Below are 15,797 nucleotides of genomic sequence, written 5' to 3' on the forward strand. Positions count from 1 at the left end.
GGGCGTTCTTCTATGGGGTTCGCTTAGGGCGGCCGGGCCCCTCGCTCAGCCAGTCCATGCCGACGCGTCACAGCGCGTAATGCTTCAACTCCCGCGCAATCAGCAGCCGCTGGATCTCGCTCGACCCTTCATAAATCTGCGTGATGCGCGCATCGCGGTAATAGCGCTCGACCGGGTAGTCCTCCAGATAGCCATAGCCGCCATGCACCTGGATCGCCATCGAGCACACGCGCTCGGCCATTTCCGAAGCGAACAGCTTGGCTTGCGAGGCCTCGGACAAACAAGGCCTGCCGGCGCTGCGCAGGCGTGCGGCGTGGAGGATCAACAGGCGCGCGGCGTTGACCTGCACCTGCATGTCGGCCAGCAGGTTGGCGATGCTCTGGTGCTCGGCGATCGGCTTGCCGAACTGCACCCGCTCGCGGGCGTAGCCCAGCGCCGCCTCGAACGCCGCCCTGGCGATGCCCAGGGCCTGGGCGGCGATGCCGATGCGCCCGCCTTCGAGGTTGGAAAGGGCGATGGCCAGGCCTTTGCCGCGCTCGCCGAGCAGGTTCGCGGCCGGGATGCGGCAGTCGTTCAGGCTGACTGCGCAGGTGTCGCTGGCGCGGATGCCCATCTTGTGTTCGCTGCGCTCGACATGGAAGCCGGGCGTGTCTGTAGGTACCAGAAAGGCCGACAGGCCTTTCTTGCCCAGCGCCGGGTCGGTCACGGCAAAGACGATGGCCAGGCCCGCCCGACGCCCGTTGCTGACGAACTGTTTGGCGCCGTTGAGCACCCACTCGTCACCCACGCGCTCGGCCCGGGTGCGCAGGTTATGCGCTTCGGAGCCAGCCTGGGGCTCGGTCAGGCAGAAGCAGCCGATGACCTCGCCGCTCGCCAGGCGCGCCAGCCAGGTGGCTTGCTGCTCGGCGTTGCCATGGGCCAGCAGCGGGCCGCAGCCCACCGAGTTGTGGATGCTCATCAGGGCGCCGGTGGCGCCGTCGGCCACGGAGATTTCCTCCACCGCCAGGGCGTAGGCGACGTAGTCGGTGTAGCTGCCGCCTTGGGTGTCGGGCACCACCATGCCGAGCAGGCCCAGCTCGCCCATCTGGCGCACCACGCCGTCGTCGATCCAGGCGGCCTTTTCCCAGGCCTGGGCATGCGGGGCGATCTCGTTGCGGGCGAAATCGCGCGCCATGTCGCGGATCATCACCTGCTCTTCGTTCAGTTCGATGTCGTGCATGCGGAGCTCCGGGTCAAAGGCCTTCGAAGAATCGCGCCACCTGGGCGTCGGATACGGCTGCGGGGGTTGGCGGCTTCCAGCGCGGTTGTTTGTCCTTGTCGATCAGCAAAGCACGCACGCCCTCGATGATGTCGCCGTGCTCGAACCACTGCCGGTCGACGTGCAGCTCCTGGGCGAAGCACTGCTCCAGGGTCAGTTCGCGGCCGCGGCGCACTAGTTCCAAGGTCACCGCCATGGCCAGGGGCGAGCGGGTTTCCAGCAGATCGGCGGTGGCCAGCGCCCAGGCATGGCTGTCACCGAGGTTCACGGCGCGCAGTTGTTCGATGAACGCCGGCACATTGGCCTGCGCGAAGTAGTGGTCGATCGCCGGCCGCAGGGCCGCCAGCGGTGCCTCTTCCAGACGCTGCTGGCCGAGTTTGGCGAGTAGCCCTTGCAGGTCCTTGAGTGGGTAGCTGCCGAATTGCACACGGTCCAGGCCGGCGTCCAGCTCGGCCAGGGCGGCGCTGGGCAGGTACCAGTCGGCCAGCCCGCAGTACAGGGCGTCGGCCGCCTGGATCTGGTTGCCGGTGACGCCCAGGTACACGCCCAACTGGCCGGGCAGGCGCGAAAGGAAATAGCTGCCGCCCACATCGGGGAAGTAACCGATGCCCACTTCGGGCATGCCCAAACGGCTGCGTTCGGTGACGACGCGCAGGTCGCAGGCCTGCGCCAGGCCCATGCCGCCACCGAGGGTGAAGCCGTCCATCAGCACCATCAAGGGCTTGGGATAGCGGTGCAGGCACAGGTCGAGCGCATATTCCTCTTCGAAGAACACCTTGTGCAAGGTGCTGCCGGCCTTATAGCTGTCGTACAGCGAGCGGATGTCGCCGCCGGCGCAGAAGCCCTTGGGGCCTTCGCCACGCAGCACCACGGCCAGTACCTGATTGTCATGGCGCCAGGCGTCGAGCTGGCGCTGCAGGCTGCGCACCATTTCCAGGGTCAGCGCGTTGAGACCTTCGGGGCGGTTCAGGGTGAGGTGGCCGATGCGGTTGCGGACGCTCGCCAGCACCTGGGTGGCGGGTGGGGTTGGGGCCTGTGCGGTCATCGCGATCTCCTTGCGGGGTTGTCGTTGTCCAGGAAGCGCTGCGCTACGCGGGGTCGGCCGATGCTGGCATGGGCAAAAGGCCCGGACAATCGGCAAATCTGCAGCGCAGTGCTGCATTTTTGCCTTGGCTAGGCTCTTCCTGCGAGTGCGTGCGCGTCGTGCTTGTGACAGCGACGGCGGGTAGATGACCTATTGATTTACCCTAAGGCCCTGTACGGATCGGTAGAGTCGTGGGCGCAAGCCTGCGCTCACGGATCCGCAGCTTGAGCCACTGCCAACCGCGCACGGCGACGCCCAATGCAACCCCGCTCGGCCGCCAGCTGAAACAGCTCAAGCGCCAGTGCTCGATGAACCCGGTCTGCCGCTCATGCAGTTGATGGCTGGAATTGTCCAGGCTCACTCGCGAAGCATCGATCCACGCCCAGCCTTCGTCCAACCCCCAGTGGATCAGCGCTTCGAGCAACACCCGGCCACTGCCCAGGTCGCGGTGCTCGGGCAGGAAGGCCAGGTTGTAGTCATAGAAGCGCCCGCCTTCGAGCAAGCCTAGGCGATAGCTGATGCAGCGTCCGTCCAGTTCCAACAGCACCGCACAGACCTGGCCCTGCTCGGCCAGCGCGGTGAAGGCCTGGTACATCCACTGCCGGCGCTGTGCGCCGGAAAAGATGCCCACCGAGTCGTCGCCTTTCCAACTGGCATCTTCCACCGCACTGACCGCGTCGAGCAGCACGCCGATGTTCGCTGCATCGGCCAGCACGCGGCGCTCCACTGCGCCGCAGGCAGCGATGCGCTTGCGCGCCCGGCGCAGTTTGTAGCGCGGGTCGCCGCTGACTTCCTGGCGGTCGGCGGCGCTGATGCGGTGCACCGGCACGCGGCAGCTCAGGCGCCGTTCGAAGGCCGAGCTGTGACGGGTCCAACAGGTCAGCCAGGGCTCGTCGGCGGTCGCCGAGGACACTTCGCTCAGTTGCAGCAGCGCGTGCGGCAGGCGCCGACGAATGCAGCGCAGCACCTGGCCGGCGGCTTGCACCGGCAACTCGATCAGCAGCGCGATGCGGTCGCTCAGCGGGTAGCCCAGGTGGCGTACCACCGCCACGCGCAGCAGGCCGAACGCCTCGCGGCTGCGTACCAGCGGCAGGCACAGGCGTAGCTCGCCCTCCGCGTAGCCCAGCAGCACCGCCAGTTCCTGGCCCGGACCCAGCGCTTGGGCGGCGGCGCGCAGCCAGCCCAGGTGGTTGAACGGGGTGCTGCCGGCCACGCGCTGGCGCAGCGCCTCGTATTGGATGGCAGGAAAATTCGCCTCGCTCAGCGAGTGGTACCAGCGCAGTTCCACGGTCATGGCTCAGGCCGCCTTCGCCGGCGGCGTGACCACGGCCTTGCGCAACCCGTCCAGGCGCGAGCCTTGATAACGGCTCTGCCGGTAAAACTTGTAGCCGAACAGGTGGTACACGTGTTGGATGCGCCCTTGCTCGTGGTAGCCCATGCGCAAGTGCAGGCGCAACGCCGGGACATTGTGCAGCGCGCACACGTCGACCACTTTCACGCAGCCCTGGGCGCGCATCACCTGCCACAGGCACAGCTGCGCCTCGGTGGAAATCGGCGTGCCCCAGTAACGGCGTATCGACTCGCCGCCGAACTGGAAGAACTCGCCAGGTCCTACCGGGAACCAGCAGCCGAAGTGGTGGCGGTCGTGGTAGTCGCGGGTGCTGCCCCAGACGAAGGCGCAGGCGTCGCCGTCCTCGTCCAGCCACATCAGCCCCACATGGCCCTCGGCGGCCAGTTCGCGCATGGTCTGCACGCGGTCGCCGAAGTGCCGGGCGAAGGCCGGTGCGTTGTGCACCGTGATGCGCTGCATGTGCAAGGCCGGCGCAGCCTTGGTGCTGTGCGGGGGCACGGGCGTCACCAGGTCGCGTTCCATCCACAGCAGTTGCTCGTGGCGATAGACGAAGCGCCGCACGATGCCATTGACGGCGCCGCGCAGGCCTTTGCGCCGGACGTACTGCTCAAGGGTGCTCAATGCAGAGATCATGGTGCCTCCAGGGCGGGGTGGGGTCGGGTCAGCGACGATTGATCCAGGTCAGCGCGAACAGCGTGCGCCCGGCGAGGGCGAGCCGCGCTTGCCCGTCCGTGCAGATGAAAGGCGCGTCGCGCGGCTGCTGGTTGGGGCCGAACAGCTGCAAGGTGGCGCCGTGGCAAGCCTTGCCCAGGCCGTCGACGCGCAGGTGCTGAGTACGGCCGGCCTTGTTGACGCCGAACAGGCTGCGCCGATCGCCGTCGGCCATGGCCAGGGCGTCCACTTCGAAGCCGTCGTTGTCCAACGCCAGCACGTGCGGCAACCAGTGCCGCTGCATGAATTGGTGCGCCAGGGCCACGGGCTTTGCAGTGAAGCGGCCACGGCCTTCGTCGACTGCGACCATGCCCTTGGGCCAGGCAGCCTCGTCGCCCAGGTGGAACCAGTTGAGCATGTCCAGCAGGCCGTCGGCCGAGGCGTTGATGGCCACCGACGCCCACCACAGGCCGGCGAAATCGGTGTTCTGCTCATAGGGACTGAGGTTCGAGCCGCTGGAAATGTTGGTCTGGTCGAGCAGCAGGGCCTTGCGCGGCCGGCCTTGGGCGTCCAGACCGACCAGCTCGGCAGCCTGACGCACGTGGGTGCGGTAGATCCGCGTGGCCAGCAGATCGCGCACCATCCACTGGTGCCAGGCCAGCGCGTCGATCTGCTCGCCATGACTGGCCAGCAGACGGCGCGCCCAGTCCAGGCCGATGCGCGCGGCGCTGTCGTCGTGCAGCGGGCCGTTGACCAGGTTGGAGCTGGCCGGCATGGCGATGCGCACCCCGGCCTCGCGCGCACCGGGATAGCGCCGTACTTGTGCGGCCAGGGTTTCGAAGTCACGGGCGTAGCGGGCGTAGTCGGGGTAGTTGAGGTTCGGTTCGTCGGCGAAGGCCACATAGTGCAGCGCTTTGCCGCCCAGTTCGACGCTGGTGGCGAGCCAGGCGTCGAGCCCCTCGCGAGTGTCGCGATCCGGATCGAGTACGGCGCGCCGCCCGCTGCCGGCCAGCAGGGTGATGTCTTGGGCGATGGGGTAGCGGTCCAGGTAAAAACGGCGCATCGGGCGCTCGTAGCCGGGCTGGCGGCGCAGCACGTCGACGAAGCTGTACCAACCGGTCGCCTGCGGTTGCACGACGTCGATGGCGGGATAGCTGGCCTCGGGCGGCAACTGGTAGGGCACGTTCACGCCCAGACTCGCGCTGCGCCCGAGTACCTTGCGGCCCACGCGCAACGCCACCTGGCCGTCGGCCAGGGCCAGCGGGCCGAGGTGGTCGGCGCGCTGGGCGAACAGGTTGGCGCTGCCGTCCAGCCAGAACGCCGCCTTGCCGCGGCCGATCAGGCGTAAGCGGTAAGTGCGCGCTTGCTTGGCCACGGGCAGGGCCAGGCGGTCGAATTGCCAGTAGGCGCGGTAGGGTTTGAGCGGCAGTTCCTGACCCTGCCCGTCGTCCAGCCGTTCGACGCGCAAGGCCCGTACCCCGCCGTGGAACTTGCCGGCCAGGCTTGCGTGTTCGCCGGCCTCGACGCGGAAATACAGCACGGTGTTGGCGGGGGCCTGCACGCTGAAGTGCACCTTGGCCGGCGCGAACTGGGCGCGGGTGCTCGCATTGAGCGTGACGCGATAGCGCCGGAAGCTGTAGCCCGGTACTTCCAACTGATAGGCGTGCTCGCTGGCGGCCAGCGGCCAGCGCTGCTCGCCGGAGGTTTGCGTGCGCTCGATGTGGCGCTCGCCTTGCAGGTGTCCGTGGCCGTCGAGCAGGTAGAGGTATTCCTCGGCGGCATCGGCCTGCCAAGCCGGGCGCCAGTCGATGTCCAGGGTGTCGTTGCCAGACGGTTGCAGGTACAGGCTGCCGTCGCGCAGGTCGCTCCAGGTCAGCGGCTCGGCCTGGCCTGGCCCGGCCAGGATGAGGACGGCCAAGGCCAACAATGCGCGCGGGCTCATGCCGGGCTCCGTTGCAGCATCCGCCGCAAGGGCGCGAAGTCGCTGGGCAGCACGATCAGCGTGCGCCACGGCGAGACGCCGCTGAGCCGGCAATACAGCGCCAGCATCATCACCGCCACGGCCAGATAAGCCACCGACGAGGCCAACGCCGCGCCGAGAATCCCCAGAGCCGGAATCAGCAGCAGGTTCAACGCCAGATTCAGCGCAGCGCCGATGCCCATGATCCACGACACCGCCCCTGGGCGGTTCTTGCCCAGCAGGTCGAGGCGCAGGATGCTCACATGGCTGACGCCGAGCAGCCCCGGCAGCAGGCCGAGCAGCGCAGGGTAGGCCGGCTGGTAGGCGCTGCCGAACAAGGTGACGATCAACCATTCGCCGACCAGCGCCATGCCCAGGCAGGCCAGCAGCATGCTGGTGCAGGTCAGGCGCAGGGCCAGCGGGGTCAGCCGGCCCATCTCGGTTTCCTGGCGCAGCAGGCGTTTCATCAGCGGTGTGGTGACCGCTTCGGGGACGATGAACAGCAGTTCGGCCGCCGCAGTGGCCATGGCGTACAGCCCCAGCGGGGCGCTGCCGAGCAATGCGCCGATCAACAGGAAGTCGCCGCGCTGCATGGTCTGGCGAAACAGCACGTCGGGATGGCTCTTGGCACTGTAGGCCAGCAGCTCGCGTTGGCCGCTGCGGTCCCAGCGCAGGCCGATGGGATGGGCACGCCCCAGCCAATACAGGCCAAGCGCGACGAACAGGCCCAAACCACCGAGCCAACTGAGCACCGCCGCTTCCAGAGCGGCGTCGCGCCACCACCACAGCAAACCGCCGAACAGCAGCAACGGCATCAGCGATTCGAGCAGGCGCAGGGCGTTGTAGGTGCCGGTGGCGCCGGAAGCGTTGTGCAGGGTCAACAGGGCGGTCTTGAGCACCGACAGCGGTACCGCCAGCAGCAACAGCCAAACCAGCAGCCCGAGTTGCTCGGTGGCTTCCAGTCGGTCGCCCAGCGCTTGCGCCAGGACGATGCAGAGCAAGGTCAGCAAGGTCGCCAGCAAGCAGCCGAACAGCAGCGCCTGGGTCAGCAGCAGGCCCATGCTGCGTTGCTTGGCCGCTTGGTAGCCCAGGGCGGTGTTCAGGCCGCCGCAGCCGAGCGCGGCGATCAGGTCGGGCAGGGTGTTGAGCAGGGCGAACAGGCCACGCTCGCTGGGGCCGAGGATGCGTGCCAGGAGAATGTTGCGCGCCAGGCGCAGCACCAGCATGGCAAGGTTGGTGCCCAGGCTCAGCACCAAGTGGCGTAGATAACCCTTGCCCTTCATCGACGCGCTCCCAGGCACATGCGCCACGCCAGCAGCGAGGGGTGGCGTGCGCTGCGTTGGCTGACGCCGATGCGCGGCAGCGCTAAAGGGTCGTCCTTGGCCTGGTGGATCGCCTGGCGGGTGCTTAGGGCGAACGCATAGTCGTGCGCTGCCAGGCGCTGACGCACCCGTGCGTCGTGGTCGCCGTTGGGGTAGCAGTACACCGGCAGCGGATGCGCGCAGCCTTGTCGCAGCGCCGCACGGCTGCGCGCCAGTTCCGCGTCGAGGCTGGCATCGTCCAACTCGGGTAGCAACGCATGGCTGGCGCCATGGGGGCCGAAGCTGACCAGCCCCGACGCCTCCAGCTGGCGCACCTGCGGCCAGTCCAGTGCCTGCGGCAGCGATTCGGCCGGGCAGGTGTCGGTGAGCTGGTGCAGTACCGGGGACGGCAGCGCCTTGAGGCTTTGCAGATAATCCGCCACGGCCTGGCTGCGCAGCGCCTGCGTAGGCGCGGCGAATACCGCCGCGGGGACCGGGCAGCCTTGCTCGCCCAAGCGCTTGCGCAAGGCCATGCAGGGTGCCTGACCGTGGCTGCCCCACAGCGTTTCGCCCAGGCTCTCCCACCAGAAGCGCTGGCGGCTGCCGATGTAGTCGGTGGACAGGAAAATGCTCGCCGGCACCCGATGCTGATTCAACAGTGGAAAGGCATGCAGGGCATTGTCGCGCCAGCCGTCGTCGAAGGTCAGCGCGACCCGCGGGCGCTGTCCGGCCGGCGGCGGTTGCACAGGGTCGAGCAGGCTCATCAGCGGCACGCAGTCGAAGTGCTGGCGCAGCCAGCGCAACAGCCGGTCGAAGGCCTGCGGCCCGAGGCACAGCTCGTTGCGGTGCGGCAGCTCGGCGCTGGCGTCGTCGGCCAGCACCCGGTGCAGCATCAGGATCACCCCGCCGCCACGCAGTTGCAGGCGGCCCGCCGGGGAGTTCAGGTACAGCCAACCGCTGGCGCGTTTGAGGTGGGTCTTGATCGGCATGGCGAGTCCTCAGCGGGTCTGGTCGGGCGCCCATTGGGCGTAGCTGCGTCCACGCAGGAAGTGCCACAGGCCCAGGCTCATGCCCGCCGCCGTAACCAGCACGAAGGCGGCCAGGCGGAAAGGTCTGGGCAGGCGCTGGCCTCGGTCGAGCAGCCCAGCCAGGGCTACGGCGTAGGCCAGCACCTGGGCGAGCAGCGCCAGGCGGTAGAAGCTGCCGGCGTCGAGCAGCAGCAGGTTGCTCAGCAGCAACGGCAGCAACAGCACCGGCGCCAGGCGCCGGATCAGCTTGTGGCTGATCAGGGCGACGGCGTACAGGCCGTGTCGGAAAGGGTCGAGCAGTCGGCGGCGGGCCTTGAGGCTGATCAGCCCGCCGACGGTGACGCGCTGACGGCGGCTGAACTGGCGTCCGGCGCCTTCGGTGCCGTAGTCGACGGCGCGCGCTTGGTCCACATAGGCCACCTGCATGCCTGCCACCGGCGCGCAGGTGCTGATGAAGAAATCGTCGTTGACCCGCGCTGGGATCGGTTGGTACAGCGCGCGTCGCAGGGCCTGCAAGGCGCCATCGGCCGACACGCAGCAGCCGGCGCGCTGTTCGAGACGGCGCAGCCAGGCTTCCTGGCGGCGGTACAACGCCTCGCCGTAGCTCAGGCCCTTGCCGCTCAGCGGGATGACCATGTTGCCGCCCGTGGCGCCCACCTGCGGGTCGGCGAAGGGCGCCAGGAGCGCGGCGAAGGTGCCGTCGAGCCACTGCACGTCGGCGTCGGTGAACACCAGCACCTCGCCGTGGCAGTGCGCCACCGCCGTGTTGAGGGTGTCGTTCTTGCCTTGCCGAGGCAGGTCGAGCACCAGGATGCGCGGGTCGTCGAGGCTGCTGGCCAAGGCCACCGTGCCGTCGCTGCAGCCGTCGCTGGCCACCACCACTTGCAGGCTGGCGAGCTCCACGCGCTGCGCCAGCAGGTTGCGCAGCTTGGCTTTTATGTGCCGCGCCTCGTTGTGCGCGGCGATCACCACGCTGACGTGCAGGGGGATAGGCGCCGGCAGCACTGGGCGTCGGCAGAACGGCCCGACCAGCACCAGCAATAAGGGATAGCCCAGCCAGGCGAAGGCGGGCAAGGCCAGGCAGGTCCAGAAGATCGCTTCAGCCACGGGCGGGCCTCCTTGGGTAGCGGTTGCACAGGCTCAGCAGCACGGCGCTGGCGGCCACGCGCAGGCGCAGCCAGTGCAGGCCGCACAATTGCAGGGTGAACAGCAGGTCGCGCTGGCGCAGGCTCTGGCGGATGCCGAGCGCTGCAGCCGGTAGCGCGCCGACGGCCAGCAGCGCCAGGGTCAGCGCTGGGTGGCCGGCCAGCAACGCCAGCAGCGCCGCGAGGTCGCAGGCACCGGCAGCCAGCGCCAGCAGCGGAAAGCGCCACAGGCGCAGGCTCGGCGCATGCTGGCGCAGCAACTGCAAATGCCCGCCCTGGCGCCATAGCTCTTTGCCTAGCCATTCGCCCCAGCGGCCCTCGAAGCCCCAGTGCAGCACGGCCGGCGCACGCACGCTGGTCAAGCGCGCGCCGGCCTGGGTCAGGCGCCAGGTGAAGTCCTTGTCTTCGCCGGTGCTCAAGCGTTCGTCGAAACCGCCGACCCGCTCGAACCAGCAGCGCGGCATCAACAGGTTCTGCGTGGTCAGCCAGTGCACCCGCGCGTGCGCCGCGCCGCTGCGCCAGGTGCGGCGCTGCCAGGCCTGGGCATACCAGGGGGCCGTCGACGGCGTGTCGCAGGCCAGGGCGAAGACGTCGCCGCGCTGCTCGTGGTGCAGGTTCAAGAGCTGTACCAGCCAGTGCGCCGGCACTTCCACGTCGGCGTCGAGAAACGCCAGCCACTCGCCCTGGCTGTTGGCCGCGCCGTGGTTGCGCAGCGCGCCGATGCTCAGACCCGGCAGCGCCAGCACCCGGGCGCCCAAGGCGTGGGCCAGGGCCGGGCCTTGGTCGCGCGAGCCGTTGTCGACCACGACCAGCTCACAGGCCAGCCCCGCCTGGTTGGCCGCCTCGCGGGCGGCGGCCAGGGTGCGGGCGATATGCCGCGCCTCGTCGAACATGGGAATGACGATGCTGATACGGTTCATGCGCTGCGCTCCTTGCAGGCGTGTTCGGCTTCGCTGCGCAGCACGCTGGACAGCGCCAGCATGATCCACAGGTATTTATGGTTCGGCGCACTGAGAAACAGCAGGAACAGCCCGAGGGCGAGCATGCTCATGCTCAGGTGGGTCAGCAGGTCGGCGCGTTGCCGCTGCCCGGCCTCCAGCCATAGCCGACGGGCCCGCCACAGGTTGTGCCAGGCCAGGACGATCATGGCGCAGAACAGCAGCCCGGCCGGGATGCCGGTTTCGCTGAACAGCTCCAGGTAGGTGTTGTGCGCCTGGCGGTAGAGGTTGCTCGCCTTGGCGTTGGGCGCGAAGCCGTTGGCGAAGCCCGTGGTGGCGTAGTGCAGGGGAAAGGTGCCGGGCCCGGCGCCGAGCAGCGGGTCGCTGCGGATCATCTCGCCACCGACCACGATGTACGAGGCGCGGCGGCCCAGGGATTCGTCGCGGTTGCCGCTGGCGCCTGCGCCGAGCAGCACCAGCGACTCGATGCGCTGCACGTAGCTGGCCGGCAGCAACGCCGCCGCCGCGGGCAGCAGCAGGGCCAGCCCCAGCACGACGAAGCCCAGATGGCGCGGGCGGATGTGCGCCAGCCAGGCGCGGTAGTGCACCAGGGCGATCGCCAGGCTGCTCAGCAGCACCACCAGCCCCGAGCGCGAGTCGGTCTTGGTCATGCCGGCCAACAGCAGCGCCAGGCAGCCCAGCCACAGCAGCCGTTGCAGCCAGCCGCGGCTGTGCAGCAGGGCCCACAACGCCAGCGGCACGGCCACGGCGATCAGCAGGGCGAACACGTTGGCGTCGTCCAGCAGGCCACGGGCGCGGCCCTGTTCCTGGAACCTGGCCGAGAGCACCGCCATCGCGCAGGTGACCGCCACGCTGAGGCTGACCACCTTGCACAACATGCCCAGGTGGAGGTCGCGGCCGACCAGCAGGGTGATGGCGAACAATACGAAGCCTACCGCCATGGTGCGCAGGTGGCCGAGCGACAGGCCGACATTGTCGCTCAGCAGCAGGCTCAGCAGGTAGAACCCGAGAAACGGCAGCAGCAGGCGCCATTGGTTGCTGCGCAGGCGTTCGGCCGGCAGCTGGCCGAGCAGCAGCTGCACCACCAGCACCAGCGCCAGGGACGCGCCGATCAGCTTGGCGCCGGTCAACTCGCTGTCCTTGAACAGCCCTTCGAACGGCACGAGGGCGACGATCGCCAGCAGGCCCCAGGCCGGTTTGCGGTACAGCGCCAAGAGGCCTGCCAGGCCCAGCACCGTGCCCGGCGCCAGGTACGGCCAGGGGCTGGCCAGCAGGCCCAAGCTGAGCAGCGCCAACAGGCCGATCAGCGACAGCGGCAGGATCATGGGCAGGCCTCCAGGGATGCGTGCCGGTACACCCGCGCCCAATGCTGGGCCAGGCTCGGCAAATGGTGGTGCTGGCGCTGGCGTTGCCAGGCGCGGGCGCTCAGTTCGGCGGCCTGGGCCGGGTCCAGCAGCAGGGCTTCGAGGTGCTCGACCAGTTGCGCCACCGCCAGCGGCGGGGCCAACAGGCCACTCACGCCATGCTCGATCACATCGGGTATGCCGCCCACGGCGAAGGCCACCACCGGCACCCGTTGCTGCATCGCTTCGAGCAGGACCATCGGCGTGCCCTCGGTCCGCGAGCTGATCACCAGCGCGTCCAGACGGCCCATCCAGGGCGCCATGTCGGCCTGAAAGCCGACCAGGCGGATGCGTGCGCCCAAACCCGAGGCGTCGATGCGCGCCTGCAAGGTCGCCCGCTGCGGGCCGTCGCCGATCATCACTGCGCACAACTTGGGCCGGCGCCGGCACAGCGGGATCAGGGCGTCGAGAAACAGGTCGGGGCCTTTCTCCAGGCTCAGGCGGCCGACGTAGCCCACCTGCCAGCCCGCGCCGCTGCGCGCCCGCACGGCGCTAACTGTGGCTTCGGGCAGCCCGTTGGGAATGACCGCCAACTTGCCCGCCGCCACGCCGGCCGCTTGCAGCAGGCGGGCGATGCTGCCCGCCACGCAGACCACCTGGCCGACCGCAGCCGTACGGCACAGCCGCATGGACAGCCAGGTGTACAGCCGCTGTTTGCGGCTGCTCGGGGTGAACCCGTGCTGGGTACTGACCAGCGCCAGGCGCCACAGCATCGCCGCCAGCCAGGCCGTCAGCAGGCCGCGGAAATTGTGGCTGTTGAGCAGCGGCCGCTGCCCGCGAAGCTGGCCGACGAACGCCAATGCCGCGAGCAACCTCGGACGGTTGGCGCAGGCCACGCCGGCAGCGCGGAAGCGCGCGAGCAGCGGTTCCGGCGCCCCGAGGAACAGCACCTGGTGCCGCCCCGGCGTGTTCAGGCAGTGGTCCAGCAGCATGCGCTCGGCGCCATAGAAGCCGCCGCTGCCCAACAGGTGCAGCACCGGGCGTGCGGGAGCGCCGGTGCCGTTCAATTGCGCACCCAATGGGCCAGGCGCGGCAACGACCAGCGCCGATGCGGGTTGCCCAATACCGGGGCGTGGTCGTTGAGCACCAGCAGCACCGGCAGGTCGAGTTGCTGGGTGATCTGCGCCGGGTGCTTGAAGCGGCGGTCGAAGAACTCGCGCAGGTACACCAGCGCCACGGCCAGCAGCAGCCCGGTCAGCAGGCCGAACGGAATGATCAGGCCCGGCCGCGGGAAGGCCGGCTCGGTCGGTTCGTACGGTGCGCTGAGGATGCGCGCGTTGGACTGCTCGGCACTGAGCTGGCGTTCGCCGCGGGCTTCCTCGAAGCGCTGGGTGTAGGTGAAGAAGGCCTTGTGCAGCGCGTCGATCTCGGTGTCGAGCTGGCGCGACTGGCTCTGGGTCTGCTGCAACTGATGCACCCGCGCTTTGTAGTCGGCGATGCGCTGGGTCTTCTGCTCGATCACCCCCTGCACTACGGCCAGGTCCTTTTCCCGCTCCTGGATGCGGTTGGCCACCACCTTGAGGAACTGCTGGCGCGACTTGGCGATCTGCTCGCGTTGCACCAGCATCTGCTCGCTGCCGGGCTGGAACACCGACAGGTCGTTGTTGTAGGCCAGCAACTGGTTGCTCAACTGCTGGCCCAGCTGGCGCACCTCGCGGTCCTCGAAGGCCACGTTTTCATTGTCGTTGGTGGTGGTGAAGGTGAAGGGGAAGGCGTAGTCGCGCACGTTGGCGTTGCGCGCGGCGGCCAGGCTGGTCTTGAGGTAGGCCAGCCACTGGCTGCCCTGCAACAGGCGGTCGCGGTACTGGTTGAGCGCCTGCTCCTCGGTGTTGATGGCATTCAAGCGGAAGGTGATCTCTTCGCGCGGGTCGGACGAGCCGATGCCCTGCAGCATCGCCAGACGCCTCTGCTCCAGGTCGCTGATGCGCGTTTGGTAGTGCAGCTTCTTCTGCTCGTAGAAGGTTTCCGGCAGCTCGTTCGATTGCAGGTCCTGGCGGTTGCGCAGGTAGTTGTCGAGCAGGCGCTGGACCAGCAGGGTGCCCAGTTGCGGGTCGGGGGTGGCGTAGCTCACCGACACCACGTTGGAGCCGGGCAGGGTCTCGACCGTGAGGTACTTGATGGCGTCCTCGGTGAGGTTGTCCAGCTCGGTGTCGCGCACCGGGTCGACCTCCAGGCCCATCCAGGTCCGCAGCGGGTTGACCAGGCGCTCGCGCAACGGGTTGACCACGCCCACGCGCAGCGGCGTCAGCACGAAGCGTTGCAGCAAGGTCGGCGGCACGTCATAGCGGCCCTCGGCGCGCAACTGGGCGATGGTCTCGCGGATCAGCGCCGGCGAGCGCAGGATGGTGCTTTCGGTCTCCATGTCCGACAGGGTCGGCGGCACGAACTTGTCGCTCTCTTGCAACAACGCGCTGTTGCCGTCGCTTTGCGAGAGTTTCTTCGACTGCACGATGACTTCGGCGTTGATTTCGAACGTCTGCTTGAGCACCAGTGGCAGCAACAGCGCCACCACGGCGAAGCCCAGGAACACCCGCTTGACCGTGCGCCGGTTGGCGAACAGCACCCGCAAGCATTCATGCACATAGTTTTCTTTGCGGTTCATGTCCATGCCCCTGGTTGGTCAGTCTTCGTTCTTGTTGTCGACGCGGTAGCCGAAGCTGAACCCCACGCCCTGGAACAGCACCACATCGGCCAGCTGCCGGGCCAGGTCGCCGGCGCTGGCGAGCTTGGTCTTGGGCACGTAGAGCATGTCGTCGGGTTGCAGGTAGGCCACCTGCGCGGCGCTGGCGTCCAGGGCCTTGTCGATGTCGTAGGGCATGGCCTGCACCTGGTTGCCGGTGCGGCGCAGGATCATCACCGAGTCGAGCCGGGCCTTGAGGTTGGGGCCGCGGGCCAGGGTCAGGGCCTCGAGCACCGAGATCGGCCGGCGAATCGGATAGGCGCCCGGTTGCGCCACCTCGCCGAGCACGAAGATCTCGTTGGCGGCGGTGGACTTGAGCATCACATCGACGCTCATGCGCCCCGGCAGGTCGGCGTAGCGCTTGTTCAGGTAGGCCTGCAACTGCGAGACGGTCATGCCTTGCAGCGCCACCGCACCGATCTCCGGAAAGCTCGCCTGGCCGTCGGTGCCCACGGTGATCTCGCGGCTCAGGCCCGTGGCCGGATGGTTGAGCGTGCTCTTGAGGTTCTGCTCGCTGCTGTTGGCACTGAGCACCTGCACCGACAGTTGGTCGCGGTTGGGCTGGAACAGGCTCTTGTTGCGGTAGGCCTGCTGGATGGTGCGGCGGGCTTGCTCGGCCGTCTGCCCGGCGATGTTGACCGAGGTGTTGGCACGCGGCAGCTCGATGCTGCCGTCGGGCAGCACCAGCTGGTTGCCGTTGAGCGAGGCGGCCGAAAGGTAACTCAGGCTGACGTTGTCGCCGGGCTGGATGCGGTAGGCGCCGGCGCCTGTGGTGCTGACGTGGAAGATCACGTCGAGCACGTCCTGCGGACGCAGCACCTGCTCGCGGCGCGGCAGTTCGCTGTCCTGGGCGTTGGCCGGGGCGGCGGTGAGGATCTGCACCGGCATCTGCCGGGGTTGCTGGCTGGCGCACCCGGCAAGGGTCAGCAGGCACAGGACAAGCGTTGGATAATTCATGGCGAACTCCTGGGTGCGGG

13 protein-coding genes are annotated in these 15,797 nt (G+C 68.5%); all 13 read right to left on the reverse strand.

Annotation, left to right across the window (positions count from 1 at the left end):
- Nucleotides 1–67: 67 nt before the first annotated feature.
- The 13 genes from B4M43_RS13335 to B4M43_RS13395 all read right to left on the reverse strand — a co-directional run bounded on the left by B4M43_RS13335 (nucleotide 68) and on the right by B4M43_RS13395 (nucleotide 15,777).
- Entirely contained in the window at nucleotides 68–1,219 is a 1,152-nt protein-coding gene (locus B4M43_RS13335) for an acyl-CoA dehydrogenase family protein (protein WP_296267813.1), read from the reverse strand.
- Between the two features lie 13 nt (nucleotides 1,220–1,232).
- Nucleotides 1,233–2,303, reverse strand: coding sequence for an enoyl-CoA hydratase/isomerase family protein (locus B4M43_RS13340; protein ID WP_296267815.1), 1,071 nt, complete (start codon nucleotides 2,301–2,303; stop codon nucleotides 1,233–1,235).
- Between the two features lie 202 nt (nucleotides 2,304–2,505).
- A complete protein-coding gene (locus tag B4M43_RS13345; RefSeq protein WP_296267817.1) occupies nucleotides 2,506–3,636 on the reverse strand; it encodes a GNAT family N-acetyltransferase in 1,131 nt (376 codons plus the stop codon).
- Nucleotides 3,637–3,639: 3 nt separating this feature from the next.
- Nucleotides 3,640–4,326 (reverse strand): N-acetyltransferase, encoded by a 687-nt coding sequence (locus tag B4M43_RS13350; RefSeq protein WP_349681647.1) that lies wholly within the window; start codon nucleotides 4,324–4,326, stop codon nucleotides 3,640–3,642.
- Between the two features lie 28 nt (nucleotides 4,327–4,354).
- Nucleotides 4,355–6,286, reverse strand: a complete 1,932-nt coding sequence (locus B4M43_RS13355) for a hypothetical protein (RefSeq protein ID WP_296267818.1) — start codon at nucleotides 6,284–6,286, stop codon at nucleotides 4,355–4,357.
- The gene (locus tag B4M43_RS13360) at nucleotides 6,283–7,587 is read right to left on the reverse strand and encodes a lipopolysaccharide biosynthesis protein (protein ID WP_296267820.1); all 1,305 of its coding nucleotides are present in this window, start codon (nucleotides 7,585–7,587) and stop codon (nucleotides 6,283–6,285) included. Before B4M43_RS13360 ends, B4M43_RS13355 begins: the two co-directional genes overlap by 4 nt.
- The gene (locus B4M43_RS13365) at nucleotides 7,584–8,594 is read right to left on the reverse strand and encodes a polysaccharide deacetylase family protein (protein ID WP_296267823.1); all 1,011 of its coding nucleotides are present in this window, start codon (nucleotides 8,592–8,594) and stop codon (nucleotides 7,584–7,586) included. The genes B4M43_RS13360 and B4M43_RS13365 overlap by 4 nt, the downstream gene beginning before the upstream one ends.
- A gap of 9 nt (nucleotides 8,595–8,603) precedes the next feature.
- Nucleotides 8,604–9,740, reverse strand: a complete 1,137-nt coding sequence (locus tag B4M43_RS13370) for a glycosyltransferase (protein WP_296267825.1) — start codon at nucleotides 9,738–9,740, stop codon at nucleotides 8,604–8,606.
- Nucleotides 9,733–10,698: a glycosyltransferase family 2 protein gene (locus B4M43_RS13375; protein ID WP_296267827.1), complete on the reverse strand. Its 966-nt coding sequence runs from the start codon at nucleotides 10,696–10,698 to the stop codon at nucleotides 9,733–9,735. Before B4M43_RS13375 ends, B4M43_RS13370 begins: the two co-directional genes overlap by 8 nt.
- The gene (locus B4M43_RS13380; protein WP_296267829.1) at nucleotides 10,695–12,062 is read right to left on the reverse strand and encodes an O-antigen ligase family protein; all 1,368 of its coding nucleotides are present in this window, start codon (nucleotides 12,060–12,062) and stop codon (nucleotides 10,695–10,697) included. The genes B4M43_RS13375 and B4M43_RS13380 overlap by 4 nt, the downstream gene beginning before the upstream one ends.
- On the reverse strand, nucleotides 12,059–13,147 hold the full coding sequence (locus tag B4M43_RS13385; RefSeq protein ID WP_296267831.1) for a glycosyltransferase family 4 protein: 1,089 nt from the start codon (nucleotides 13,145–13,147) through the stop codon (nucleotides 12,059–12,061). Before B4M43_RS13385 ends, B4M43_RS13380 begins: the two co-directional genes overlap by 4 nt.
- Nucleotides 13,144–14,742, reverse strand: coding sequence for a GumC family protein (locus tag B4M43_RS13390; RefSeq protein ID WP_296267833.1), 1,599 nt, complete (start codon nucleotides 14,740–14,742; stop codon nucleotides 13,144–13,146). Before B4M43_RS13390 ends, B4M43_RS13385 begins: the two co-directional genes overlap by 4 nt.
- Before the next feature lie 18 nt (nucleotides 14,743–14,760).
- Nucleotides 14,761–15,777: a polysaccharide biosynthesis/export family protein gene (locus B4M43_RS13395; RefSeq protein ID WP_296267835.1), complete on the reverse strand. Its 1,017-nt coding sequence runs from the start codon at nucleotides 15,775–15,777 to the stop codon at nucleotides 14,761–14,763.
- Nucleotides 15,778–15,797: the final 20 nt, after the last annotated feature.

The sequence above is a fragment of the Pseudomonas sp. UBA6562 genome (assembly GCF_002434265.1).
Classification (GTDB): Bacteria; Pseudomonadota; Gammaproteobacteria; order Pseudomonadales; family Pseudomonadaceae; genus Aquipseudomonas.

Coding starts and splice junctions, on each gene's coding strand:
- B4M43_RS13335 (WP_296267813.1), bottom strand. CDS start 1,219: ATGCACGACATCGAACTGAACGAAGAGCAGGTGATGATCCGCGACATG.
- B4M43_RS13340 (WP_296267815.1), bottom strand. CDS start 2,303: ATGACCGCACAGGCCCCAACCCCACCCGCCACCCAGGTGCTGGCGAGC.
- B4M43_RS13345 (WP_296267817.1), bottom strand. CDS start 3,636: ATGACCGTGGAACTGCGCTGGTACCACTCGCTGAGCGAGGCGAATTTT.
- B4M43_RS13350 (WP_349681647.1), bottom strand. CDS start 4,326: ATGATCTCTGCATTGAGCACCCTTGAGCAGTACGTCCGGCGCAAAGGC.
- B4M43_RS13355 (WP_296267818.1), bottom strand. CDS start 6,286: ATGAGCCCGCGCGCATTGTTGGCCTTGGCCGTCCTCATCCTGGCCGGG.
- B4M43_RS13360 (WP_296267820.1), bottom strand. CDS start 7,587: ATGAAGGGCAAGGGTTATCTACGCCACTTGGTGCTGAGCCTGGGCACC.
- B4M43_RS13365 (WP_296267823.1), bottom strand. CDS start 8,594: ATGCCGATCAAGACCCACCTCAAACGCGCCAGCGGTTGGCTGTACCTG.
- B4M43_RS13375 (WP_296267827.1), bottom strand. CDS start 10,698: ATGAACCGTATCAGCATCGTCATTCCCATGTTCGACGAGGCGCGGCAT.
- B4M43_RS13380 (WP_296267829.1), bottom strand. CDS start 12,062: ATGATCCTGCCGCTGTCGCTGATCGGCCTGTTGGCGCTGCTCAGCTTG.
- B4M43_RS13390 (WP_296267833.1), bottom strand. CDS start 14,742: ATGAACCGCAAAGAAAACTATGTGCATGAATGCTTGCGGGTGCTGTTC.
- B4M43_RS13395 (WP_296267835.1), bottom strand. CDS start 15,777: ATGAATTATCCAACGCTTGTCCTGTGCCTGCTGACCCTTGCCGGGTGC.